24 protein-coding genes are annotated in these 23,462 nt (G+C 54.6%); 11 read left to right on the top strand and 13 right to left on the bottom strand.

The window, feature by feature from the left end:
- Positions 1–195: 195 nt before the first annotated feature.
- The 3 genes from GKC68_RS09605 (at position 196) to GKC68_RS09595 (ending at position 4,114) form a co-directional block, all read left to right on the top strand.
- The gene (locus GKC68_RS09605; RefSeq protein WP_047714940.1) at positions 196–1,059 is read left to right on the top strand and encodes a MurR/RpiR family transcriptional regulator; all 864 of its coding nucleotides are present in this window, start codon (positions 196–198) and stop codon (positions 1,057–1,059) included.
- Between the two features lie 294 nt (positions 1,060–1,353).
- A complete protein-coding gene (gene pyk / locus GKC68_RS09600; protein WP_013026070.1) occupies positions 1,354–2,796 on the top strand; it encodes a pyruvate kinase in 1,443 nt (480 codons plus the stop codon).
- Between the two features lie 85 nt (positions 2,797–2,881).
- Positions 2,882–4,114: an MFS transporter gene (locus tag GKC68_RS09595; protein ID WP_058707423.1), complete on the top strand. Its 1,233-nt coding sequence runs from the start codon at positions 2,882–2,884 to the stop codon at positions 4,112–4,114.
- 29 nt (positions 4,115–4,143) lie between these two features.
- Here GKC68_RS09595 and lpxM read toward each other — a convergent pair whose 3' ends face one another.
- From lpxM to znuA, 3 genes are all read right to left on the bottom strand, one after another.
- Entirely contained in the window at positions 4,144–5,118 is a 975-nt protein-coding gene (gene lpxM / locus GKC68_RS09590) for a lauroyl-Kdo(2)-lipid IV(A) myristoyltransferase (RefSeq protein ID WP_028723415.1), read from the bottom strand.
- A gap of 113 nt (positions 5,119–5,231) precedes the next feature.
- A complete protein-coding gene (gene mepM, locus GKC68_RS09585; protein ID WP_047714938.1) occupies positions 5,232–6,563 on the bottom strand; it encodes a murein DD-endopeptidase MepM in 1,332 nt (443 codons plus the stop codon).
- A gap of 14 nt (positions 6,564–6,577) precedes the next feature.
- On the bottom strand, positions 6,578–7,537 hold the full coding sequence (gene znuA / locus GKC68_RS09580) for a zinc ABC transporter substrate-binding protein ZnuA (RefSeq protein ID WP_342656784.1): 960 nt from the start codon (positions 7,535–7,537) through the stop codon (positions 6,578–6,580).
- Positions 7,538–7,614: 77 nt separating this feature from the next.
- On the opposite strand from znuA, the gene znuC reads away from it, so the two are divergent.
- Positions 7,615–8,370 carry a zinc ABC transporter ATP-binding protein ZnuC gene (gene znuC, locus GKC68_RS09575; protein ID WP_089527970.1) on the top strand — a complete coding sequence of 252 codons (756 nt, stop codon included), beginning with the start codon at positions 7,615–7,617 and terminating at the stop codon, positions 8,368–8,370.
- The gene (gene znuB, locus GKC68_RS09570) at positions 8,367–9,152 is read left to right on the top strand and encodes a zinc ABC transporter permease subunit ZnuB (protein ID WP_028723411.1); all 786 of its coding nucleotides are present in this window, start codon (positions 8,367–8,369) and stop codon (positions 9,150–9,152) included. The genes znuC and znuB overlap by 4 nt, the downstream gene beginning before the upstream one ends.
- On the opposite strand, the gene ruvB is transcribed toward znuB, so the two are convergent.
- From ruvB to aspS, 6 genes are all read right to left on the bottom strand, one after another.
- Positions 9,153–10,157, bottom strand: coding sequence for a Holliday junction branch migration DNA helicase RuvB (gene ruvB, locus GKC68_RS09565; RefSeq protein ID WP_028723410.1), 1,005 nt, complete (start codon positions 10,155–10,157; stop codon positions 9,153–9,155). It abuts the gene before it with no gap.
- A gap of 8 nt (positions 10,158–10,165) precedes the next feature.
- Positions 10,166–10,780 (bottom strand): Holliday junction branch migration protein RuvA, encoded by a 615-nt coding sequence (gene ruvA / locus GKC68_RS09560; protein WP_028723409.1) that lies wholly within the window; start codon positions 10,778–10,780, stop codon positions 10,166–10,168.
- A 96-nt stretch (positions 10,781–10,876) separates the two neighbouring features.
- Positions 10,877–11,404 (bottom strand): crossover junction endodeoxyribonuclease RuvC, encoded by a 528-nt coding sequence (gene ruvC / locus GKC68_RS09555; protein WP_028723408.1) that lies wholly within the window; start codon positions 11,402–11,404, stop codon positions 10,877–10,879.
- Positions 11,405–11,440: 36 nt separating this feature from the next.
- Complete coding sequence (locus GKC68_RS09550) at positions 11,441–12,184, bottom strand: YebC/PmpR family DNA-binding transcriptional regulator (protein ID WP_047714935.1); 744 nt, start codon at positions 12,182–12,184, stop codon at positions 11,441–11,443.
- Between the two features lie 269 nt (positions 12,185–12,453).
- Positions 12,454–12,885, bottom strand: coding sequence for a dihydroneopterin triphosphate diphosphatase (gene nudB, locus GKC68_RS09545; protein WP_047714934.1), 432 nt, complete (start codon positions 12,883–12,885; stop codon positions 12,454–12,456).
- On the bottom strand, positions 12,885–14,666 hold the full coding sequence (gene aspS, locus GKC68_RS09540) for an aspartate--tRNA ligase (RefSeq protein WP_047714933.1): 1,782 nt from the start codon (positions 14,664–14,666) through the stop codon (positions 12,885–12,887). Before aspS ends, nudB begins: the two co-directional genes overlap by 1 nt.
- A 220-nt stretch (positions 14,667–14,886) precedes the next feature.
- Between aspS and GKC68_RS09535 the strand changes: the two genes are divergently transcribed.
- The 4 genes from GKC68_RS09535 (at position 14,887) to cmoB (ending at position 17,930) form a co-directional block, all read left to right on the top strand.
- Positions 14,887–15,708, top strand: a complete 822-nt coding sequence (locus GKC68_RS09535; protein ID WP_247103170.1) for a DUF72 domain-containing protein — start codon at positions 14,887–14,889, stop codon at positions 15,706–15,708.
- A 52-nt stretch (positions 15,709–15,760) separates the two neighbouring features.
- A complete protein-coding gene (locus tag GKC68_RS09530) occupies positions 15,761–16,156 on the top strand; it encodes an MAPEG family protein (protein ID WP_028723404.1) in 396 nt (131 codons plus the stop codon).
- Between the two features lie 80 nt (positions 16,157–16,236).
- Positions 16,237–16,965, top strand: coding sequence for a carboxy-S-adenosyl-L-methionine synthase CmoA (gene cmoA, locus GKC68_RS09525; RefSeq protein WP_047714993.1), 729 nt, complete (start codon positions 16,237–16,239; stop codon positions 16,963–16,965).
- On the top strand, positions 16,962–17,930 hold the full coding sequence (cmoB, locus tag GKC68_RS09520) for a tRNA 5-methoxyuridine(34)/uridine 5-oxyacetic acid(34) synthase CmoB (RefSeq protein ID WP_028723402.1): 969 nt from the start codon (positions 16,962–16,964) through the stop codon (positions 17,928–17,930). The genes cmoA and cmoB overlap by 4 nt, the downstream gene beginning before the upstream one ends.
- 3 nt (positions 17,931–17,933) lie before the next feature.
- Here the strand turns inward: cmoB and GKC68_RS09515 are convergent, their stop codons facing one another.
- Positions 17,934–18,557 carry a LysE family translocator gene (locus GKC68_RS09515; protein ID WP_058707419.1) on the bottom strand — a complete coding sequence of 208 codons (624 nt, stop codon included), beginning with the start codon at positions 18,555–18,557 and terminating at the stop codon, positions 17,934–17,936.
- A 147-nt stretch (positions 18,558–18,704) separates the two neighbouring features.
- On the opposite strand from GKC68_RS09515, the gene GKC68_RS09510 reads away from it, so the two are divergent.
- Positions 18,705–19,802, top strand: a complete 1,098-nt coding sequence (locus GKC68_RS09510) for a glycerol dehydrogenase (RefSeq protein ID WP_089527972.1) — start codon at positions 18,705–18,707, stop codon at positions 19,800–19,802.
- A 3-nt stretch (positions 19,803–19,805) separates the two neighbouring features.
- On the opposite strand, the gene GKC68_RS09505 is transcribed toward GKC68_RS09510, so the two are convergent.
- Both GKC68_RS09505 and cutC read right to left on the bottom strand, forming a co-directional pair.
- On the bottom strand, positions 19,806–20,651 hold the full coding sequence (locus GKC68_RS09505; RefSeq protein ID WP_028723399.1) for a hypothetical protein: 846 nt from the start codon (positions 20,649–20,651) through the stop codon (positions 19,806–19,808).
- 242 nt (positions 20,652–20,893) lie between these two features.
- On the bottom strand, positions 20,894–21,646 hold the full coding sequence (gene cutC, locus GKC68_RS09500; RefSeq protein ID WP_028723398.1) for a copper homeostasis protein CutC: 753 nt from the start codon (positions 21,644–21,646) through the stop codon (positions 20,894–20,896).
- An 86-nt stretch (positions 21,647–21,732) separates the two neighbouring features.
- Here cutC and GKC68_RS09495 point away from each other — a divergent pair, with 86 nt between their 5' ends.
- Complete coding sequence (locus tag GKC68_RS09495) at positions 21,733–22,875, top strand: PatB family C-S lyase (protein WP_047714931.1); 1,143 nt, start codon at positions 21,733–21,735, stop codon at positions 22,873–22,875.
- On the opposite strand, the gene GKC68_RS09490 is transcribed toward GKC68_RS09495, so the two are convergent.
- Positions 22,872–23,432: a VOC family protein gene (locus tag GKC68_RS09490; RefSeq protein WP_342656783.1), complete on the bottom strand. Its 561-nt coding sequence runs from the start codon at positions 23,430–23,432 to the stop codon at positions 22,872–22,874. The genes GKC68_RS09495 and GKC68_RS09490 overlap by 4 nt on opposite strands.
- Positions 23,433–23,462: the final 30 nt, after the last annotated feature.

The raw sequence follows: 23,462 nt of genomic DNA, 5'->3' as shown, positions 1-23,462 counted from the left end.
CTTTCCGTTATTTTTCTGTGTCAAATATTGTCTGGCTAAAATCCAGTACGGGCCTGATTATCACAAAAAAAAGGGCCGCGGACTTATCAGACCTTGCGCCCACCTCGGTCAGGCGGGGTATATTCTCCGTTAATTTCCTGTAACAACAGTAGTTATTCATATTAACAGATATTCCACGCTTATCAGGTCAGGGCCATGTTGGATAAAATTCGGGTGCAGATGAATGCGCTCAGTAAGTCAGAGCGTAAAGTGGCACAACATATCCTTGCTTCTCCGGAGCAGGCGATACATTCCAGTATTGCTACGCTGGCACGGGCGGCGGAAGTGAGTGAGCCTACCGTCAACCGGTTTTGCCGCCATCTTGGCACGGCGGGTTTTCCCGACTTCAAGCTTCAACTTGCTCAGGCGCTGGTAAAGTCCCCTAACTGGCTCAGTCGGGACGTGCAGGAAGATGACAGCGTTGAGCGTTACAGTGAGAAAATATTCGATTCTGCCCTGGCCGGGCTTCAGCAGATGCGGGAGCGTCTCGATCTTGCCGCGCTGCAGCAGGCCGTGAACCATCTGACGCAGACCAATAAAATCACTTTTTTTGGTTTAGGTGCTTCCGCTGTGGTGGCACACGACGCCTTCAACAAGTTTTTACGCTTTAACCTGCCGGTTATCTGGTCAGATGATGTGGTGATGCAGCGAATGAGTTGTATCAACAGCCGCGACAACGAGGTGTTTGTTTTGATCTCTCATACTGGCCGTACCCGCAACATGGTTGAGCTAGCGCAGATGGCAAAGGCCAACGGCTCCACCGTTATCGCCATTACCTCAGCCGGATCGCCCCTTGCCCATGAGGCCTCGCTGGCGCTGCTCGTCGATGTGCCCGAGGATACCGATATCTATCTGCCGATGGTGTCCAGGCTGGCTCAACTCACCGTGATCGACCTGCTGGCAACCGGTTTTACCCTGGAACGGGGGCCCGCTTTCAGGCAGAACCTGAAGCGGGTAAAAGCGGCGCTAAAGTCATCTCGTTACGACAAACCCGCCATTGCCGATAACGATAGCGTCTGATCTCTTCGCCCTGGATTCACTTTCCTGATACCGCGTAAAAGCGATCGGAAAAGTGACATCCTATGCGCCTGGTCAATTAAGCTTTCGCTAATGCCGTGCGGGGGATGACTTCCTTGATGAGTCTCAGTATTGTATCTAACAAAATCGCCCTTTCTCGACAGGGTTATGGCGCAGTGCCACAGTTCTGACACACTCGAATGTATAATAATACCTCTGTGTGGTAAGCAGTATCTGATGGGCTAACACCTTAAAATGTAACGATTCAGCTTAGTTCCAAACTCCAAAGGAATCCCTATGTCTCGACGTTTAAGAAGAACCAAGATCGTAACTACTCTCGGCCCAGCCACTGACCGCGACAACAACCTCGAAAAAATCATTGCAGCTGGCGCCAACGTCGTGCGTCTTAACTTTTCCCACGGCACGGCTGAAGATCATCAGTTGCGTGCTGATAAAGTCCGTCAGATTGCCGCAAAACTGGGACGTCATGTTGCCATTCTGGGCGATTTGCAAGGTCCTAAGATCCGTGTATCGACCTTCAAAGAAGGCAAAGTGTTCCTGAACGTTGGCGATCGTTTCCTGCTCGACGCGGCGATGGGTAAAGGCGAAGGCGACAAAGAGCGCGTGGGCATCGACTATAAAGGTCTGCCTGAAGATGTGGTGCCCGGCGATATTCTGTTGCTGGATGATGGCCGCGTACAGTTAAAGGTGCTGGAAGTTCAGGGCGTAAAAGTCTTTACTGAAGTGACGGTAGGCGGCCCGCTCTCCAATAATAAAGGTATCAACAAACTGGGCGGCGGGTTATCAGCCGAAGCCCTGACCGAAAAAGACAAAGCAGACATTATCACCGCAGCCAAAATCAATGTGGATTACCTGGCTGTTTCTTTCCCGCGCTGTGGTGAAGACATGCACTATGCGCGCCGTCTGGCGCGCGACGCAGGCTGTGATGCGCTGATGGTGGCGAAGGTTGAACGTGCTGAAGCCGTTGCCTCGCAGGAGGCGATGGACGACATTATTCTGGCCTCAGACGTGGTCATGGTGGCCCGTGGCGATCTTGGCGTTGAAATCGGCGATCCCGAACTGGTGGGTATTCAAAAGGCGCTTATCCGCCGCGCCCGTCAGCTTAACCGTACCATCATCACGGCAACCCAGATGATGGAATCTATGATTACCAACCCGATGCCCACCCGCGCTGAAGTCATGGACGTTGCCAACGCCGTACTGGACGGCACCGATGCTGTGATGCTTTCTGCTGAAACCGCCGCAGGTCAGTACCCGGCTGAAACGGTCGCGGCGATGGCAAAAGTGTGTCTGGGTGCAGAAAAAATCCCCAGCGTGAACGTCTCTAAACACCGTCTTGACGTGCAGTTTGACAACATCGAAGAAGCTATCGCGATGTCAGCCATGTACACGGCCAACCATCTGCAGGGCGTGACCGCCATTATTACGATGACGGAATCAGGCCGTACGCCGTTGATGACCTCGCGCATCACCTCTGGCCTGCCGATTTTCGCCATGTCGCGCCACGAGCGCACGCTGAACATCACGGCGCTGTTCCGTGGCGTGACGCCGGTTTTCTTCGACAGCAATAATGAGGGCGTAGCGAACGCGCACGACGCGGTTAATCTGCTGCGTGATAAAGGCTTTCTGCTGTCGGGTGACCTGGTCGTGGTCACTCAGGGTGACGTGATGGGCGCAACCGGAACAACCAACACAGGTCGTGTGCTGCGCGTCGATTAATTCCGCCTTTTTCTCATCACCTGTATTACCATTGGAAACGCGACTGCCCTGCAGTCGCGTTTTTGTTTTTTCACAAGGAGGCCAGATGGCCCGTTACCAACCCATCAGCCAGCTTACGGGTCGCATAATGCTGTTCCCACTGGCTATGGTGCTCTACGAGTTTGCAACCTATATTGCGCACGACATGATCCAACCAGGCATGTTACTGGTCACCGCCGAATTCAACGTTGGCGCAGAATGGGTATCAACCTCTCTGACGGCCTACTTACTGGGTGGCGTCGTGCTCCAGTGGTTACTCGGCCCGCTGTCGGATAAATATGGCCGCAGGCCCGTGTTGCTATTCGGTATTCTCTTTTTTGCGTCCGCCTGCATTCTCACAACCTGGGTAAGTGATATTCAGCAGTTTGTCAGCCTGCGTTTTGTGCAGGGCATCAGTCTGTGCTTCATCGGCGCGGTGGGCTATGCCGCCATTCAGGAAGCGTTTGAAGAAGCCTTAGCGGTGCGAATTATGGCGCTCATGGCGAATGTTGCCCTGCTCGCCCCGCTCGCCGGACCGCTGGCGGGTGCAGCCTGGCTAACGGTAGGCAGCTGGCGCAGTATGTTTTGGCTGTTTGCCGCCTGCAGCGCCGTGGCGTTTCTCGTTTTATGGCGGGTAATGCCTGAAACCGCAGGCGATCGCACTCAGTCTGTTGCGCTGCCCGTGCTCGCACGTAATTACGGCCGTCTTTTGAAAGATCGCCAGGTGATGTATGGCTCCTTTGCTATCGGGCTGGTATTCATTCCCATTCTGACCTGGGTTGCCTTGTCACCCGTGATTTTAATGCGCGATGAGGGCCTTTCCCGCATGCAGTATGCCCTGCTTCAGCTTCCGGTTTTTCTGGCGATGATTGCGGGCAATGTAACGCTGAGTAAGGTGGTAGGCCGGATGCCGATTGAGCAACCGGTAAAGTTTGCCGCATGGCCGATCTTGCTGGGCCTGAGCCTCGCGCTGCTCGCCACGCTGATGAACAGCCATAGCTATTTATTGATGACCGCTGGCTTAAGCCTGTATGCGTTTGGCGGCGGAATGGTGAATGCCGGCCTTTACCGACTGACGCTCTATGCCAGCGATGAGGGCAAAGGCAGCGTTGCGGCCATGTTGGGCATGATCAGCATTTTGACGCTGGCTGTCGGCATTGAACTGGCTAAGCACTTCTATTTTAGCGAGGGTGTGATCTGGTTTAGCCTGATCAACTTTATGAGTGGTGTGCTGTGGTTTGGCCTGGTGCTGCTGTTCCTGCGGGAACGTCAGCGCCACGTTAAAGTGACGCCCGTTTGATATCAGAAAGGCCGCGATGCGGCCTTTTTTTATTTTCGTGGATAGAGCTCGTCACGCGAGTAGGGTTCGATGTCACCCTCTTTGCGCGTTTTTAGCAGCTTGAGTATCCAGGTGTATTGTTCCGGATGCGGACGCACAAACACTTCCACCTCCTCATTCATCCTGCGCGCCAGTTGGCGGTCATCCGCGTCAAGCAAGTCGTCCATGGGGGGGCGAACATAAATTTCCAGTTTGTGACGTTCACCGTTATAGACCGGAAACAGGGGAACAACCCGGGCACGGCAGACTTTCATTAATCGCCCTACCGCGGGCAAAGTGGCTTTGTAGGTCGCAAAGAAATCGACAAACTCACTGTGCTCCGGACCGTGATCCTGGTCAGGCAGATAATAGCCCCAGTAGCCCTGACGAACCGAACTGATAAACGGCTTGATGCCATCATTGCGCGCATGCATACGGCCGCCAAAGCGGCGACGGACACGGTTCCAGACATAGTCCACCAGCGGATCGCTCTGATTGTGGAACATGGCTGCCATCTTTTGGCCCTCTGAGGCCAGCAGCATAGCTGGAATATCGACAGCCCAGCCATGCGGTACCAGAAAAATAACGTTCTGCTTGTCGGCCTGCAACTGGTCAATAATTTCCCGACCGTGCCACTCAACACGCTGACGAATTTGTGCCGGATCGCGCATCCCCAACTCAGCCATCATGGCCATCGCCTGTGGCGCAGTGGCAAACATCTGATCAACGATCGCATCGCGTTGAGATTCGCTTAATTCAGGCAGGCAGTAATAGAGGTTGATTAGCGCACGACGACGCGCCCCTTTCGCCAGCTTTCCGGCCATTTTGCCCAGCCGCCCCAGAAGCGGATCGCGCACAGTGGCAGGCATCAGCGCGATGCCAGCCAGTGCACCAATACCCAACCAGCTGCCCCAGTATTTAGGCTTTAAAAAAGATCGTTCAAAAACGGGAATAAATTCGCTGTTATTTTTTTTACGGGTTTCCATGCACTCGCCTCAATCAATGACGGGCTAATGATAGTGGCGACGAGTAAATTTGCAATCATCCTGCGCCAGAGATAAAAAAATCGACGGCAATGCCGTCGATTTTAACGAAAAAATTACTTAAGCCCTAGCTGAGGTAACCAGCCTTTAACCTGGGTAAGGTACTGCGTCCGTTCTTTACCGGTGAGGCCTTCCATACGCGGTAGCTTAGCCGTCAAGGGATTGACCGCCTGGTTATTGATCCAGATCTCAAAGTGCAGATGCGGGCCAGTAGAACGGCCTGTGTTGCCTGACAGTGCAATGCGGTCACCACGCTTCACTTTTTCACCAGGCTTCACCAACACTTTCTTGAGGTGCATGTAGCGCGTCATGTACTGACGACCATGCCGGATAGCCACATAGTTTCCTGCGGCGCCGCCGTTTTTCGCCACCACGACCTCACCATCACCCACCGCCAGCACAGGCGTACCGATCGGTAAGGCGAAATCAACGCCTTTGTGCGGCGCGATGCGCCCCGTCACAGGATTAAGGCGGCGGGGATTAAAGTTTGAGGACACCCGATACTGTTTGACGGTGGGGAAGCGCATAAAGCCGCGCGCCAGCCCTGCACCGCTGCGGTCATAGAACTTGCCATCATCAGCACGGAAGGCGTAATAATCTTTACCGCCACTGCGCAAACGCACACCAAGCAACTGGCTTTGTGCGCTCTTGCCGTCCATCATTTCACGCGACATCAGCACGCTAAACTTATCGCCTGCCCGCAGCTTACGGAAATCCATCTGCCACTGCATCGCTTTGATCACACTGCTGGCTTCGCTACTGGTTAAACCGGCCCGACGGGCACTGGCGGCAAAGCTGCCGTGTATCTCACCCTGCATCACGCTATTGCGCCATTCGCCCTGCTGCATCTGCGACTGCATGTTAAAGCCACCGCTATCCGTGCGCGTATAGGTGCGGGTTTCACGGCGCGAAATTTCCCAGCTAAAGGTATTCAGCGCGCCATCATCGTTTAATGTCCAACTGAGCTGCTGCCCGACCTGCAAATTACGCAGATCGCGATCGCTGGAGACAAGGGCATTAATGTCGCCCATATCAATGCCGTACTGATTAAGTGCACTGCTCAGGGTATCGCCAGAAGAAACCGTGTATTCATGCGTGCCGGCACTGTCGGCGACGTCCTGATCGACATCATCTGCAGGGAGTTCTTCATCCGGTTCTGGGGTACTTTGGTCGATGGGTTCACTGGCTTCGGGAAGCAGTGTACGAAATTCGTTTTTGTCCAGTTCGATGGTTTTGACGATGGGCGTCACATCATTACTGGGATGGTAGACGTAAGGCCGCCAGACGGCGACGGCCAGAGTCACTACGGTTAACGATCCCAGCATAACGCGGTGGGGGCGCGGCAAATTATTAAATGCGAGGGCGACAGAGCGGGCTATCTGCTGCACGTTGAACTATTCCTCTATGCTCCTTTCAGGCAGGTCTCATACTGGCTCGACAGCTGTGAGAGGAATTTCACATAGCTGTCTTTTCCTAAGCTGATGTCTGTCCCCAGCGGATCAAGCGTGCCTTTACGCACCTCGGTTCCACGGGCAACAGCATCGATGACCGCCGGCCTGAATTGTGGCTCAGCAAAGACGCAAACGGCCTTTTTCTCAACCAACTGTGTTCGAATTTGATGTAAGCGCTGTGCACCCGGCTGAATCTCAGGGTTAACGGTAAAATGCCCGGTGGGCGAGAGACCGTAGTGTTTTTCAAAGTACGTGTAAGCGTCGTGAAAAACGAAATACCCTTTATCTTTAACGGGGGCAAGCTGTGAGATAATGCGCTTATCTGTGTCCGCTAATTCTGCCTCAAAATGCTGCAGGTTGGCGTCAAGTTTGGCTTTATCCTGCGGCATAAGTTCCAATAATTTTCCATGGATTGCAACCGCGGTTTTTTTCGCTATCTCTGGTGACATCCACAAGTGCATATTAAACTCACCATGATGATGATGATGGGCTTCATCATCATGGTGATCATGATTGTGCTCTGCTGCCTCATGGTCATCGTGATCATCGTCTTCACCGCCGCGCAGTAGCATTGTTTTTACGCCGGGAATTTGGACTATCTCAAGATTCTTTTTCGCGGGCAGGTCTGCGGCAGATTTGGTCATAAACGCTTCCATTTCTGGTCCCACCCAGACAACTAAGTCTGCGTTTTGTAAGCGTTTTACATCAGACGGACGCAGGGCATAATCGTGTTCGGACGCGCCATCAGGCAGCAAAATCTCCACGGGTGTGACGCCGTCAGCAATGGCCGAGGCGATAAACCCAACGGGCTTAATAGAGGCCACAATATCGGCGTGCGCGGGTAAGGCAGCAGAGGTGGCGAAAGCCATCGTCGTCAGGGTCAAAAAGACCCCTTTTTTATTATGTAACATAATGCGTCATTCCTTCGTCATCAACAGATTGGATGTGATATTATAACATTCGAAATTCTGTGCAACCTGTAAATCTTATGCCATCACTTGTCACACTTGAAAACGTATCCATCAGTTTTGATCAACGTCAGGTCTTATCTGGCGTGAGTCTGGAACTTCATCCCGGTAAAATTTTAACCCTGCTCGGCCCTAACGGCGCGGGCAAATCGACGCTGGTCCGGGTGGTGCTTGGCCTCCTGGCGCCCTCCTCCGGTCGGGTTAGTCGCAGTGCAGGCTTACGCATCGGCTACGTGCCACAGAAGCTGCATATCGATCCCACGCTTCCGGTCACGGTCGAACGTTTTATGCGTCTGTCGCGCGGTGCGCGCAATCAGGATATTTTGCCTGCCCTGAAACGCGTTCAGGCGGGTCACCTGTTGACATCGCCGTTGCAGAAACTGTCGGGCGGCGAAACGCAGCGCGTGTTACTTGCACGCGCCTTGCTCAATCAGCCTCAGTTGCTGGTGCTTGATGAACCAACGCAGGGTGTGGATGTCAACGGGCAGGTCGCGCTTTACGATCTGATCAATCAACTGCGACACGAGCTGAACTGTGCCGTGCTCATGGTTTCCCATGATTTGCATTTAGTCATGGCGAAAACGGATGAGGTCCTGTGCCTTAACCATCACATTTGCTGTTCAGGTACGCCTGAGGCGGTGTCGCAGCATCCGGAATTCATTGCCATGTTCGGCCCGCGCGGTGCGCAGGAACTGGCTATCTATCGTCATCACCATAATCACCGTCACGACCTTCAGGGACGTATCGTATTACGCAAAGGACCGGGTACATCATGATTGAATTACTGCTTCCGGGCTGGCTGGGCGGCGTGATGCTGGCGCTGGCGGCGGGCCCCCTGGGCTCTTTTGTCGTCTGGCGCAAGATGTCCTATTTCGGCGACACGCTGGCGCATGCCTCACTGCTCGGCGTCGCCTTGGGTTTGCTGCTCAACGTCAATCCTTACTATGCCGTGATTCTGGTCACGGTCTGTCTGGCACTGGGTCTGGTCTGGCTTGAGCGTCGCCCGCATCTGGCGATAGATACACTGCTGGGCATTATGGCGCACAGTGCGCTTTCGCTCGGGCTGGTCGTGGTCAGCCTGATGTCGAACGTCCGGGTAGATTTGATGGCCTACCTGTTTGGCGATTTGCTGGCGGTAACGCCCAGCGATCTCTGGGCCATGGCTGCAGGTGTGATATTGGTGCTGGCCGTTATGGCCTGGCAGTGGCGCGCACTGCTGTCGATGACAATCAGCCCCGAGCTGGCACAGGTCGACGGCGTGAATATTCAACGCACCCGGCTGATGCTGATGCTGGTAACCGCACTGACGATTGGTGTGGCGATGAAGTTTGTGGGTGCGCTGATCATCACATCGCTGCTGATCATTCCCGCTGCCACCGCCAGGCGCTTTGCGCGCTCCCCCGAAATGATGGCGGCGGTGGCCGTACTGATTGGCGTGATTGCGGTGACGGGCGGCTTAACCTTCTCGGCGTTTTATGACACGCCCGCCGGCCCTTCCGTCGTGCTGTGCGCCGCCATTCTTTTTCTCTTCAGCATGGTGCGCAAACCCGCACTGTAATTACGCTTCTTTGGTGATACCAAAGTGGCGATAAGCATGCTGCGTGGCCATCCGGCCGCGCGGCGTGCGTTGAATAAAGCCCTGCTGAATTAAAAACGGCTCAATCACGTCTTCGATGGTTTCCCGCTCTTCGCCAATCGCCGCCGCCAGGTTATCCAGCCCGACCGGCCCACCGGTGAATTTATCAATAATGGCCAGTAACAGTTTACGATCCATATAATCGAAGCCTTCGCTGTCCACGTTAAGCATATCCAGCGCCGTCACCGAGACATCACCACTCAGTAAACCGTTCGCGCGCACCTCTGCAAAATCCCGTACCCGACGTAGCAGGCGATTGGCGATACGTGGTGTTCCGCGAGAGCGGCGGGCGATTTCCAGCGCGCCCTCCTCGCTCAGCGCCAGGCCCAGACAGGCGGCGCTGCGTCCTACAATGTGCTGCAGATCTTTAACCTGGTAGAACTCCAGACGCTGCACGATGCCAAAGCGATCGCGCAGGGGTGACGTCAGCGAGCCAGCCCGCGTTGTAGCGCCAATCAGCGTAAAGGGCGGCAGATCCAGTTTGATGGAGCGCGCAGCCGGGCCTTCACCAATCATAATATCCAGCTGATAGTCTTCCATGGCCGGATAAAGTACCTCTTCCACGACCGGTGAAAGACGATGGATTTCATCAATAAACAGCACGTCGTGCGGTTCAAGGTTGGTCAGCATCGCGGCCAGATCGCCCGCTTTTTCCAGCACCGGACCAGAGGTGGTGCGCAGATTCACGCCCATCTCGTTGGCCACAATGTTGGCCAGCGTCGTTTTGCCCAGCCCGGGAGGGCCAAAAATCAATAAATGATCCAGCGCATCACCACGCAGTTGTGCCGCCTTAATGAAAATTTCCATCTGCTCACGCACCTGCGGCTGGCCGACATACTCGGTCAGCATCTTCGGACGAATGGCGCGGTCAAGGCCCTCTTCTTCGTTAATGCTGGCAGCGGAGATCAGGCGATCGGCTTCAATCATGAATTACCTCAAATAGCGGCGCGGAGCGCTTCACGGATTAACGTTTCGCAATCCGCGTCAGGACGGCCAACTTTACTGATCATGCGGCTCGCCTCCTGCGGTTTATACCCCAGCGACACCAGCGCTGCAACCGCTTCCGATTCTGCATCGTTGGTCTCTGGCTCCGGGCCCGGCGTGGTCAGCGTAAAGGCCGAATCGCCGCCAAACAGATCGCCATGCATGCCTTTAAAGCGGTCTTTCATTTCCACCACCAGACGTTCGGCGGTTTTCTTGCCCACGCCCGGCAGTTTAACGAGCGCGGCGATCTCTTCTTTTTCAACCGCCGTCACAAACTGCTGAGCCGACATGCCTGAAAGAATGGCAAGTGCCAGTTTAGGACCGACGCCGTTCACTTTGATTAACTCGCGAAACAGGGCGCGTTCCTGTTTGCTGTTGAAGCCAAACAGCAGTTGCGCATCTTCACGGACCACAAATTGCGTGAAGATGATCGCTTCGTGATTAAGCTCAGGCAGTTCATAAAAACAGGTCATTGGCATATGGATTTCATAACCCACGCCATGCGCCTCCAGCAGGACCAACGGTGGCTGCTTTTCCAGAATGGTTCCCCGTAAACGACCTATCACCTGATGCCTTCCTTATTCAACGTATGTGGCGGAATTTATATCATAAAAAAGGCTGGATGAATATCCAGCCTGACGGGCATTCTGCTGCAGTTGTCGTTAGCGCTGTCGCAACCGGCCGCGTGTCAGCACCAGCGTGCTCTCGCTCATGCGCGCAGCATTCTGTGCAACATGGCAGTGCGTGATGGCGATTGCCAGCGCATCGGCGGCATCGGCCTGAGGATTGGCTGCCAGTTTAAGCAAGGATTTAACCATGTGCTGCACCTGGCTCTTCTCTGCCCCGCCTGTCCCGACAACCGTCTGCTTGACCTGCCGGGCTGCATATTCAAACACCGGCAAATCATGGTTTACTGCCGCGACGATGGCAGCACCACGCGCCTGTCCGAGTTTCAGTGCCGAGTCGGCATTCTTCGCCATAAACACCTGTTCGATAGCGAAAAAGTCCGGCGAAAACTGCGTGATAATTTCGCTCACGCCCGCATAAATCAGCTTCAGGCGCGCTGGCAGCTCTGTTGTATTGGTTCGGATACAGCCGCTGCCCAGATAAGTGAGCTGGCGACCGATCTGACGAATAACCCCGTAACCGGTGACGCGTGAACCTGGGTCAATCCCCAAAATAATCGACATCACGCGTCTCCAGCCAGCGATGAACGCAATACAGCATTACAGCGTTTCCGCCACCTCGTCGGAGATCTCACCGTTATGATAAACCTCCTGCACGTCGTCACAGTCTTCCAGCATATCGATCAGACGCAACAGTTTCGGTGCGGTTTCCGCATCCATTTCTGCTTTGGTTGACGGGATCATGGCAACTTCAGCGGTATCGGCTTTCAGTCCTGCGGCTTCGAGCGCATCGCGCACGGTGCCCATCTCTTCCCAGGCAGTGAAGACATCCATCGCGCCATCGTCGTAGGCAACCACATCCTCTGCCCCGGCTTCCAGCGCGGCTTCCATTACGGCATCTTCGTCCTGACCCGGCGCATAAGAAATGACGCCTTTTTTACTGAACAGGTAAGACACGGAACCATCGGTTCCCAGGTTGCCGCCGGTTTTCGTGAATGCATGACGCACTTCACCTACGGTACGGTTACGGTTATCACTCAGGCACTCGATCATAATGGCAGAACCGCCCGGACCGTAGCCTTCATAAATGATGGTTTCCATGTTGGAATCATCTTCGCCGCCCACGCCGCGTGCAATCGCACGGTTCATCGTATCGCGCGTCATGTTGTTGGACAGCGCTTTATCCATGGCAGCACGTAAACGTGGGTTAGAGCCGGGATCGCCGCCACCCAGCTTCGCGGCGGTCACCAGCTCGCGAATGATTTTGGTGAAGATTTTACCGCGCTTGGCATCCTGAGCAGCCTTGCGATGCTTGGTATTCGCCCATTTACTATGTCCAGCCATCTTGCATATTCTCCGATCTTAACAATCGCCCAGGCTATCTGACTTACGATCCCCCGCCCGACAGTCCCTGCACCCGAAACGTCACCAGGGACGTTCCGGGTGCAGGGCACTGACGGTCAACGACGTCGCAGTACTAATGATGCCCGACTCTTCAATTTTAACGGTGCCGGTTTACCACCAGCACCGAGTTTAGGGAACGAAAGCTGCGCTTCGTCGAATGATTGAAATTTAGCGTAATTGCCGCCCAACAAACGCGTTACGGCGGGCATTCAGATAAATTCCTCTATTGCCTGGCGGTTACTCCAGGACTTTGTCAGGGCAGCGGCAACGGCGGGCTCTAGCCAGCGGGCAGCAAGATGCTCGCTAAGGAGCAGGTCACGTTCCGCGGGCAACGCCAACCGGAACCAGTGTTCGCGGTTATGCGTGATACCTGGTGCGTAACGGTGGCGATAGTGCGGGAAAATTTCAAACTCAATCTGTTTGTGACAATCTTCCAGCACTAACCCTTCGTCCGCAATATGGATGTCCAGCTCCTCTGACACTTCACGTTCAGCCGCCTGGCGCGGGGTCTCCCCAACTTCCAGGCTGCCCGTGACCGATTGCCAGAAGCTGTCATCATCACGTCGCTGCAGCATTAACACCCGGCCCGTATCTTGCGCATAAATGACGACCAGCACCGATACCGGATGTTTATTGCCCATTACTTGTTCTCTGACTTTTCTTTCTTCGGTGCCACCAAAATGCCCAGATCCAGTAACGCAGCCGGATTGGCTTCGCTCGGTGCTTCGGTCATCATGCACGCAGCGGCGGTGGTTTTCGGGAACGCGATAACATCGCGAATGTTATCGGTGCCGGTGAGCAACATGGTCAGACGATCCAGACCAAATGCCAGACCTGCATGCGGTGGCGTGCCGTATTTCAGTGCATCAAGCAGGAAGCCAAACTTCAGACGCTGCTCCTCTTCGGTGATACCAAGAATGCTGAACACCGTCTGCTGCATTTTGCTGTTGTGGATACGTACCGAGCCACCACCGACTTCGTAGCCGTTAATCACCATATCGTAGGCATTCGCAACGGCCTGAACCGGATCGCTGGCCAGCGCCTCTGCGGTCATGTCTTTCGGGGAGGTGAACGGATGGTGCATTGCCGCCAGGCCGCCTTCCTCGTCTTCCTCAAACATCGGGAAATCGACAACCCACAGTGGTGCCCACGCTTTTTCATCGGTGATTTGCAGATCGCGGCCCACTTTCAGGCGCAGCGCACCCAGTGCATCAGCAACCACTTTGGCACGGTCGGCCCCAAAGAAGATCAGGTCGCCATCTTGCGCACCCGTGCGGTTCAGGATCGCTTCTACGATGTCGGCACTCAGGAATTTGGCAACCGGACTCTGCACGCCCTCGAACCCTTTGGCGCGTTCGTTGATCTTCATCCACGCCAGCCCTTTGGCGCCGTAGATTTCAACAAACTTGCCGTACTCATCAATTTGCTTACGCGTCAGCGCCGCACCACCCGGTACGCGCAACGCCGCCACGCGGCCTTTGACATCGTTCGCCGGGCCAGCAAACACCTGGAATTCGACACTTTTAAGCAGATCACCGACGTCCACCAGCTCCATCGGATTGCGCAGATCGGGCTTATCCGAACCGTAACGATGCATGGCTTCAGCAAAAGTCATCTGCGGGAACTGGCCCAGGTCCACGCCTTTGATGTCCATCCACAGCTCACGGATCAGGCGTTCCATCTTCTCACGTACCTGCTCAGCGGTCATGAAAGAGGTTTCAACGTCGATCTGGGTAAACTCTGGCTGACGATCCGCACGCAGGTCTTCATCACGGAAACACTTAACAATCTGGTAATAGCGGTCAAAGCCCGACATCATCAGCAGCTGTTTAAACAGCTGCGGTGACTGCGGCAGCGCGTAGAACTTGCCTTTGTGTACCCGGCTTGGCACCAGATAGTCGCGCGCACCTTCCGGTGTTGCTTTTGTCAGCATGGGCGTTTCGATATCGAGGAACCCTTCGTCGTCCATGAAACGACGCACGAAGCTGGTGATTTTGGCACGGGTTTTCAGCCGCTGCGCCATCTCCGGACGACGCAGGTCCAGATAGCGATAAGTCAGACGCGCCTCTTCACTGTTGGTCTGGTTTGAATCCAGCGGCAGCGGTTCAGCACGGTTGATGATGGTCAGCGCGTGGGCAAAGACTTCAACGTCACCGGTCGCCATGTCGCTGTTTCTGTTTTTTTCGTCACGGGCACGGACGGTACCGGTGATCTGGATACAGAATTCGTTACGCAGTTCAGAGGCCAGCTGGAACGCCTCTTGATGATCGGCATCAAAAAACACCTGAGCGATGCCTTCGCGGTCGCGCATGTCGATAAAGATCAGGCTTCCCAGATCGCGACGGCGATTGACCCAGCCGCAAAGCGTAACTTGCTGACCCACATGAGACAGATTGAGCTGTCCACAATACTCTGTACGCATAACACTATCCTTTTAACTTCGCCGCTGCAGCAGACAACACCAGGCCGCGTAACCTTATCAGGTGCTGTCGCAAAAAAGGCCGCTATTATAATGGAAAAAGGCTGACAGGATAAGTGGAGCCATGCTAAAGCACGGCATTTCCTGTTCCCTTTTCACCGGGTTGCGTCAATATACTGCCTTACAGGATAATTACCATCACACTCAACGACGGGAGTCAGGCGTGACACTTCGTATTGGTTTGCCGCAATGGCACCATGCTCACTGGAAACGATGGGGCATTGAAACCCTGGCGGATTATGCCCGTTACTTTCAGACCGTTGAGGGCAATACCACGCTGTATGCGCTGCCGGATAACGAAACCGTGTTGCGCTGGCGAGACATGACGCATGACCAGTTTCGCTTTTGTTTTAAATTCCCCAGTACGATCAGTCACCAGGCTGCACTAAAAAACACCGACGACCTCGTGACGAATTTTTTTCGCCTGATGCACCCGCTTGCCGACCGCATTGGTCAGTACTGGCTACAACTGCCCGCCAGCTTTTCGCCTGCCCAGCTCAGCGACCTGTGGCGGTTTCTGGATAGCCTGCCAGCCAACTTTTCCTATGGTGTGGAAGTACGACATCCCGCCTTTTTTGCCAAAGGCGAAGCCGAACGCGCACTGAATCGCGGCCTGCTGCAGCGCGGCGTTAACCGCGTAGTGCTGGACAGTCGCCCGGTGCATACGTCTACCTCACAAAGCCCGGCGGCGCTTCATGCCCGCCAGCAGAAACCGCGCGTCCCGCCCCATGCCCTGTTAACAGGAATGCGCCCCATGATCCGCTTTGTCGGCAGCGACAGGCTGGAAGAGAGCCTGCCGCTGTTTCGCATCTGGCTGACTAAACTGGCTGAATGGCACAAAGAAAGCGAACCGTTTGTCTTTATTCACACGCCCGACATGGGCCAGGTTTTTCCACTGGTGCAGGCCTTGTGGCCTGAACTGCAAAAAATTGATGCCAGCATTGGTCCCGGACCCGACTGGCCGCAACAGGATTCGCTATTCTGATAGCGACAGACAACATCACACCTCTGGTACAGGTAATAATAAGGAATCAACGATGATAAGCGCGTTATATGCGGTGATCGGCGCCTTACTGATCATGAAATTTACACTGAATGTCGTGCGATTACGGCGTCAGCATCATGTGGCTTATGGCGATGGTGGCCGCCACGATTTGCACATGGCTATCCGGATTCACGGTAACGCCGTTGAAACTGTCCCACTGGCGTTATTACTGCTGATTGTGCTGGAGATGAACGGCGCGGCTATCTGGATGGTGCACCTGACCGGCATCCTGTTTTTTATTGGCCGTTTTTTCCATGCTTATGGTCTGCGCCACGATGCCATGAGTGGACGTAAATACGGCATGATGCTGACGTTATTTTCGCTGTTTGGCATGGTCGTTTTTAACCTGATTTATCTGCCCTGGCCGCTGTTGTTCGGCGTGCGTTAATGTTAACGGCTTAAAGGGTGCAGGCCGCGGCCGTTTCTGCCAAAATAGCGCCCTTTCCGCCGTCTCTTCGGATTTTCGTTATGTCTGATCGCGATCAACTCTTTTCTGCGCCCATCGAAAAACTGGGCGACTGGACGTTTGACGAGCGTGTCGCTGAAGTGTTTCCCGACATGATTCAGCGCTCGGTGCCAGGCTATTCCAACATCATTTCGATGATTGGCATGCTGGCAGAGCGTTTCGTCCAGCCCAACAGCCAGGTCTTCGATCTGGGCTGTTCGTTAGGCGCTGCCACGCTCTCGGTGCGCCGCAATATTCATGTGCCCGGCTGCGAGATTATAGCCGTGGACAATTCCCCGGCTATGGTGGAGCGCTGCCGCCGCCACATTGATGCCTTCCGCGCTTCGACGCCGGTGACTGTCGTCGAAGCGGATATCTGTGATATCGCGATTGAGAATGCCTCCCTGGTGGTGCTTAATTTCACCCTGCAGTTTCTCGAACCGCCCGCCCGTCTGGCCTTGCTGAGCAAAATCTGGCAAGGGCTGAATCCTGGCGGTGCACTGGTACTCTCAGAAAAGTTCAGCTTTGAAGATCGTGACGTCGGTGAACTGCTGTTCAACATGCATCACGACTTTAAGCGTGCCAACGGTTACAGCGAGCTGGAAATCAGCCAGAAACGCAGCATGCTGGAAAATGTGATGCTTACCGACAGCGTAGAAACGCATAAAGCACGCCTTAAGCAGGCCGGTTTCTCTCATGCTGAGCTGTGGTTTCAGTGTTTTAATTTTGGTTCGTTGGTGGCATTAAAATGATCGACTTTGGCCGTTTTTATCAGCAAATCGCCGTAGGTCCCCTGGCAAAATGGCTGGAGGTGCTGCCTGCGCAAATTAGCGAATGGCAGCGTGAAAATCTGCACGGGCACTTCCGTGACTGGTATAAATCGCTGGAATACTTACCTCAACTGGAACCTCAGCGACTGGATCTGCTGCACAGCGTCAGTGCCGATCGTGATGATGTCAGCGAACGTCATCGTCAGGGCATTGAGAAACTGTTGCGCAACCTGATGCCCTGGCGTAAAGGCCCTTATTCGCTTTATGGCACCGAAATCAACACAGAATGGCGCTCGGACTGGAAGTGGGACCGCGTGCTGCCGCACATCTCTCCGCTGGCCGGACGCACCGTGCTGGATGTGGGCTGTGGCAGTGGCTACCATATGTGGCGCATGATCGGTGCGGGTGCGCATCTGGTTGTCGGTATCGATCCCATGCAGCTGTTTCTGTGCCAGTTCGAAGCCGTGCGTAAGTTGTTAAATGACGATCGCCGTGCCCATCTGCTGCCGCTGGGTATTGAACAGCTGCCGGTGCTTCAGGCCTTTGATACCGTCTTTTCCATGGGCGTGCTTTATCATCGTCGTTCACCGCTTGACCACCTCCTTCAGCTTAAAAATCAGCTGGTCAGCGGCGGCGAGCTGGTCCTGGAAACATTAGTGATTGAGGGCGATGTGAATCAGGTGCTGGTGCCGGGCGAACGCTATGCCCAAATGCGCAACGTCTATTTTATTCCCTCTGCCGAGGCGCTGAAAAGCTGGCTGGAGAAGTGCGGTTTTGTCGATGTGCGCATTGTGGACTTTGCCGTGACGACCACAGATGAGCAACGCCGTACCAGCTGGATGACCAGCGAATCGCTGGCAGAATTTCTGGATCCTGCCGACTCTGGCAAAACCGTCGAAGGTTATCCGGCGCCGTTGCGCGCCGTGCTGGTTGCAACGAAACCCTAATGTTTAGCGGCGAGACAGCGCCAGTTTCGCCGCGAATCCAATAAACACACAGCCCGTTAACCGATCCATCACGGTTAACACGCGCGGTCTTTTGAGCTGCGCCGCAAAGTAGTGGCTGCTGCCTATGAGTACGCTGCTCCACATTAACCCTATCACCATATGTGTCAATGCCATCAGGCTGCACCAAATCGGCACCGATCCCCCCTGAGGAATAAACTGCGGTAAGAAGGTGACGTAGAAAACGCCGACTTTAGGATTTAGCAGATTTCCCAGCAACCCCCGCACAAAACAGGCCAGATGCGTTTGCTGCGTAGGGGGTTCAGTGGGTAATAATGCACGCTGGGTGCGCGGACGCCATAGCAGTTTACTCCCCAGACAGAGCAGATAAGCCGCCCCCATCCACTTAAGCAGGTTGTAAGCCATTTCAGAGGCCAGCAGCAGCGCACCTAAGCCCAACCCCACCGCAATGCCCCATAACAGACAGCCTGTCGCTACGCCCAGCGCCGTCGCGCTGGCGCGACGCCAGCCCTGCGCGGCTGCCGATCGCAGGATTAATGCCGTATCAAACCCTGGCGTCAGGGTCAGCACGGTGATCGCCAACAGAAAAGAGAGAACGGAAGCCGTCATGGGCGCACTCCTGATTAGGGACGCTTAACAATAACAAGCGTTTTTGTGGCTGTACAGGTACCCCGAGGCAATTCGCTGCTACGCTTTTTAATGGCTTTATTAGCGGGCCGGTAACGGCCTCGATTGAAGAAACCAGGAGCTACGATCATGAGTAAATTTATTTTCTCTTCGCCCCGCAAATATGTGCAAGGTGCGGGTGTGCTCGATGAACTGGGAAAGTATGTCAAGGAGTTAGGCAATCACGCTTTCGTGGTCGCTGACGATGTGGTCTGGGGACTCATCGGTGAACGCGCGCAGTCCACGCTGGAAAATGCGGGCATCACGTTGAGCCGTCAGCAGTTTAATGGCGAGGCATCCACGAATGAAATTACCCGCTTAAGTCAGCATGCGCAGCAGCAAGGCTGTAATGTGGTGATTGGCCTGGGTGGCGGTAAAACGTTAGATACCGTAAAGGCCGTGGCTGATGAGCTTAAACAGCCGGTGGTGATTGTGCCCACGATAGCCTCAACTGATGCGCCCTGTAGTGCACTGTCTGTCATCTATTCCGACAGCGGCGTTTTTGAAAGCTACCGTTTCTACAGTAAAAACCCCGATCTGGTGTTAATTGATACCGCCGTTTGCGCCGCTGCGCCTGCCCGCCTGTTTGCGTCAGGGATTGCGGATGGCCTGGCAACCTGGGTGGAAGCCCAGGCGGTGGCCCGCAGCCATGCAAAATCAATGGTTAATGGCGACCCGACCATTGCCGGCCTGGCGATTGCCCGTGCCTGTGAAGAAACGTTATTAACATGGGGCTACAGCGCCTACATTGCCGTTGCGGAAAAGCGCGTGACGCCCGCTGTAGAAGCGGTGGTAGAAGCCAACACATTGTTGTCAGGTTTGGGCTTTGAAAATGCCGGGCTGGCCGCTGCGCATGCTATTCACAACGGATTTACCGCGATTGATGGCGATATCCATCACCTCACTCACGGTGAAAAAGTGGCTTACGGCACGCTGACCCAGATGGTGCTTGAGCAACGACCCGATGAAGAAATTGCCCGCTACATCCGCTTCTACCGTTCCATTAACATGCCGACCACGTTAAAGGAGATGCATCTGGAAGGGGAAAGCTGGGAGAACCTGGTAAAAATTGGCGCACTGGCAAACAGCGAGGGGGATACGCTGAAAAACCTCAATCCTCACCTGGCACCGGAACAGATTGCCCATGCGCTGCTGGGTCTGGACGCATTCAGTAAAACGGTGAAATAGGGACTAGTCTGTCGCCTCGGTGGGTTTATCCCAGTACTGGTATTTATAAACCGCACTGAGGTGACGCTGTATCGTGCCTTTATCAAAGACTTCAGTTTCATTCAGATAACTCAGGGTACAGTTGCCCTTGTCATCCCAGAACTGGCATTCATCCACGGTGCGCAATGTGCTGACGTCTGTCGTTGCGCTGCCATTCAGGCGCAGCTCCCGCCACTGGTTATCATAGGTATAGGTATCTTTGCGGCGGGCAGAGGTCGAACGGGTGACAAGGCCTTGTGGATTCCACTCATAACGGTATTCCCCGTTACTGACGGGATCGGTACCTCGCGCGATACTTTTTAGTAAGCGGAAACGTTTATCATAACGGTACGTCGTATCCGTAAACCCGTCTTTACCCATGCTGATAAATTTATCCGATGCGCTGATGATGTTGCCGTTTTTGCCCTTCTGCCACTGAATAGTGCCCTGACGGTTATCGACCACCACTTCACTGCCCTGCCTGATGACTTTAACCAGATAGGCATATTCCGCAACCCAGCCGTTCTGAACCCTAACCAGGTGCTGTTCCATGCTCAGGATGACGTTGCGCTCATTTTTGTTATAGCTGATGTCCGCCACCAGCAGATCGCCACAGCGATCAAACTGCCCCAGTACCCGTTTCTGTGAGTTGACGTCTTTACCAAACTCGCCGGCAATCACCTGACGCACCTGACCTTTGGCACTGCCGCCCAGCAGGATCCAGTTATTGCTGTTGGTCACCGCTTTACTGTATGGCGGACATGAGGCTGCGGCCCAGGCGGCGGGAAAAGAGAACAACGTAATCACAGCGGACAGCAGAACGCATCGCATGGTGTGCACCTCGGACGTCAATGTCGTAAACGGTTTACCCGAAATAGCAGGAACCGACGGATGATGGAAAGCGGAATTCTTCTCTCAGCGCCAGCAGCGACTAAATTCAGTTTCGCAGGCACGACGATAAAGGTCGCTGAAGGAATTTTGGGCAAAAAATACCCCAGCAAATTTACTGGGGTTTGGTACTTGCAAACATCACGTCATCAATCGGCGTGCTGCGCGGCAAAACTGGTCATGAGTCAGGCCACCCGGGCGGTATTCATTTGCATCACACTTTTCATTGCCTCAACGACATCGCCATCGACGCAGTAGCGGCTGAACTCATCAATTTCGGCTTCGGAACACATGGAGACGCCCACTTTACGGTAGCGCATCGGGGATGCCACATGGTGGCTGGCCGAGCTGTGTACCTCGCGAATATCCGCATCCAGAAACTTTTGCAGGTTGCTGAGGCGAACGCCAGCACCGGCCATAATGATTGGACCTGCACTGTATTCATTAAGTTCCCTCAATAATGCAATTCCGCTTTCCGCGCTTTGCTGCTGGCCAGAGGTCAGGATGCGACTGACGCCAAAATCCGTCAGCACATCAAGCGAACGCTTGGGCCGATGGCACAGATCGAAGGCGCGGTGAAACGTCACCGCCATCCCGTCGCACAGGGCCATGATTTGTCGCATCTGACTGGCATGGATATTGGCATCTTCGTCCAGCATGCCCAGAACGATGCCGGGAAAACCCAGTTCACGGATACGCGCCACGTCTGACTTCATCGTTTCAAATTCACGGCTGGAATAGCAGAAGTCGCCACCGCGAGGGCGAACAATAGGATGCACCGGAACTGTGATGTCACGACGGGCGACCTCCAGCATGCCTGCAGAGGGCGTCAGCCCGCCTTCACGCGGCGCGGCGCAAAGCTCTATGCGATCGGCACCCGCCTGCTGGGCAGTTAATGCACAATCCACCCCATAGCAACAAATTTCCAGTGTCGTCATTGTCTTCTCCTTTACATGGCTTCCTGTTCACGCCAAATTCGTCAGGTACGCTTATCCCTTAGAACAGTTTACGTGGAAAACTAACAATGACATTCAATTTTGACCAACGGATAGACCGCCGTCACAGTGATAGTCTTAAATGGCACAAATATGCGGGTCAGGATATTCTGCCACTGTGGGTCGCCGATACGGATTTCCGATCGCCTGAGCGTATCATTGAAGCCATTAAAGCCCGCGTTGAACACGGCGTTTTCGGCTATGGCGATAAGCCCCAGGGATTGATTGCGGCGCTTATCGCCCGCTGTGCATCACGTTATCACTGGCAGGTCGATCCCGAATGGGTTGTTGTCTTGCCCGGCGTTGTCTGCGGCTTAAATCTGTCGGTCCGCGCGTTTACTCAGCCATCGCAAGGTACCGTCGCGCCCTTACCGATTTATCCCCCTTTTCGCTCGGCCGCTAAACTGGCGGAACGCGACCAGCTGAGTCTGCCATTAACATTACAAGACGGGCGTTGGGTCATGGACCTCAGCGCCGCCGAAGGGAAAATGCAGGACAAAAAGCTGTTGATGCTGTGTAATCCCCAGAATCCTGGCGGTACGGTTTATCGCCGGGACGAGCTGGAGGCCCAGCTGGCGTTTGCCCAACAGCATGACCTGATTGTCTGTTCTGACGAAATCCATTGCGACCTGCTGTTAACACAGGGCCTGCAACACATCCCGTTCGCCTCCCTGAGCGACGATGCCGCCCGGCGCAGCGTCACCCTGCTTTCGCCCTCGAAAACCTTTAACATCGCAGGCCTGGGCGCATCCGTCGCCATCATCCCTGACCCGGCACTGCGTGCACGTTTCAACGCCGTCCGCCAGGGTATCGTTCCCTCTGTTGATATTCTGGCGCTGGTAGCCGCAGAGGTTGCCTGGCGCGACAATGATGACTGGCTTGACGCACAGCTGGACTATCTGCGCGGTAATCGTGACTGGCTGGTTGCACAGGTCAATGCGCTCCCCGGACTCTCGATGGTGTCACCGGAAGGCAGCTATCTCGGCTGGATTGATGCCAGCGCATTACCGGTTGCCAGCCCGGCACTTTATTTTGAAAAATACGGGCTGGGTTTCTCACCGGGTCGCGATTTTGGCGATGACCGTTTCGTGCGCATCAATTTCGGTTGCCCACGCGCGCTGTTGGAAGAAGCGGTCAGACGGCTTAAACGCGCGGTTGACGCTCAGGGTTAAGACTGCTCACTGGCCACGATCTCTTCCAGGCTCCACGGGTGAAACTTTATCGTGGTTTCCCCGTCGGTTACAGCGAGAGTGGGATTAGGCAAACGTTCATTTTCCCCTTTTGGCGAGCTGGTTTTGAACGAAATACCGGGCTGAGACAGCGCATGGTCGGACAGCAACGCCATGGCCCGCATCCCAAGCGTTTCTGGCTCGCCCCTTAATACCACTTCCACATGCTCCCAGCCTTCATGGCGATAGCGTTTCTCGCCAGGCCAGGGTAACTCCACCACGTCGATCTGCCAGCCGGCAATCTGGAGGGGCTGATGCAGTTTGAACAGGCATACAGGACGACCATTGATCATCGCTGCCGAAAATTGCTGGCCCATTTTCGCCAGACCCTGCTGCCAACGTTCGGCGGTGGTGTTCTGGTGACAGCGAACCGCGACATGATCGACATCAAGCTCGGCATTATCTAAACCGAGTCGCTGAGAAAAAATTTGTAACCGTTGTTCGAAAGCGGTCAAATCTTCGCGTAAATCGTCCAGTTCTGGTGGAAAGGTGGTGCTCACGGTTGCCTCTGTCCTTCTAAAATTCACAGA

Source organism: Pantoea sp. RSPAM1, from assembly GCF_038816185.1.
GTDB lineage: Bacteria > Pseudomonadota > Gammaproteobacteria > Enterobacterales > Enterobacteriaceae > Pantoea > Pantoea ananatis.
This window is presented reverse-complemented; position numbering and strand designations above follow the sequence as displayed.

Bases quoted from the DNA above. Each gene is read 5' to 3' on its own strand.
- lpxM (WP_028723415.1), bottom strand. From the start codon at position 5,118: ATGGAAACCCGTAAAAAAAATAACAGCGAATTTATTCCCGTTTTTGAA.
- cmoA (WP_047714993.1), top strand. From the start codon at position 16,237: ATGTCTGATCGCGATCAACTCTTTTCTGCGCCCATCGAAAAACTGGGC.
- GKC68_RS09495 (WP_047714931.1), top strand. From the start codon at position 21,733: ATGACATTCAATTTTGACCAACGGATAGACCGCCGTCACAGTGATAGT.
- GKC68_RS09515 (WP_058707419.1), bottom strand. From the start codon at position 18,557: ATGACGGCTTCCGTTCTCTCTTTTCTGTTGGCGATCACCGTGCTGACC.
- pyk (WP_013026070.1), top strand. From the start codon at position 1,354: ATGTCTCGACGTTTAAGAAGAACCAAGATCGTAACTACTCTCGGCCCA.
- znuC (WP_089527970.1), top strand. From the start codon at position 7,615: ATGCCATCACTTGTCACACTTGAAAACGTATCCATCAGTTTTGATCAA.
- ruvC (WP_028723408.1), bottom strand. From the start codon at position 11,404: ATGTCGATTATTTTGGGGATTGACCCAGGTTCACGCGTCACCGGTTAC.
- GKC68_RS09530 (WP_028723404.1), top strand. From the start codon at position 15,761: ATGATAAGCGCGTTATATGCGGTGATCGGCGCCTTACTGATCATGAAA.
- aspS (WP_047714933.1), bottom strand. From the start codon at position 14,666: ATGCGTACAGAGTATTGTGGACAGCTCAATCTGTCTCATGTGGGTCAG.
- znuA (WP_342656784.1), bottom strand. From the start codon at position 7,537: ATGTTACATAATAAAAAAGGGGTCTTTTTGACCCTGACGACGATGGCT.
- znuB (WP_028723411.1), top strand. From the start codon at position 8,367: ATGATTGAATTACTGCTTCCGGGCTGGCTGGGCGGCGTGATGCTGGCG.
- GKC68_RS09605 (WP_047714940.1), top strand. From the start codon at position 196: ATGTTGGATAAAATTCGGGTGCAGATGAATGCGCTCAGTAAGTCAGAG.
- nudB (WP_047714934.1), bottom strand. From the start codon at position 12,885: ATGGGCAATAAACATCCGGTATCGGTGCTGGTCGTCATTTATGCGCAA.
- cmoB (WP_028723402.1), top strand. From the start codon at position 16,962: ATGATCGACTTTGGCCGTTTTTATCAGCAAATCGCCGTAGGTCCCCTG.
- GKC68_RS09550 (WP_047714935.1), bottom strand. From the start codon at position 12,184: ATGGCTGGACATAGTAAATGGGCGAATACCAAGCATCGCAAGGCTGCT.
- ruvB (WP_028723410.1), bottom strand. From the start codon at position 10,157: ATGATTGAAGCCGATCGCCTGATCTCCGCTGCCAGCATTAACGAAGAA.
- GKC68_RS09510 (WP_089527972.1), top strand. From the start codon at position 18,705: ATGAGTAAATTTATTTTCTCTTCGCCCCGCAAATATGTGCAAGGTGCG.
- GKC68_RS09595 (WP_058707423.1), top strand. From the start codon at position 2,882: ATGGCCCGTTACCAACCCATCAGCCAGCTTACGGGTCGCATAATGCTG.
- GKC68_RS09505 (WP_028723399.1), bottom strand. From the start codon at position 20,651: ATGCGATGCGTTCTGCTGTCCGCTGTGATTACGTTGTTCTCTTTTCCC.
- cutC (WP_028723398.1), bottom strand. From the start codon at position 21,646: ATGACGACACTGGAAATTTGTTGCTATGGGGTGGATTGTGCATTAACT.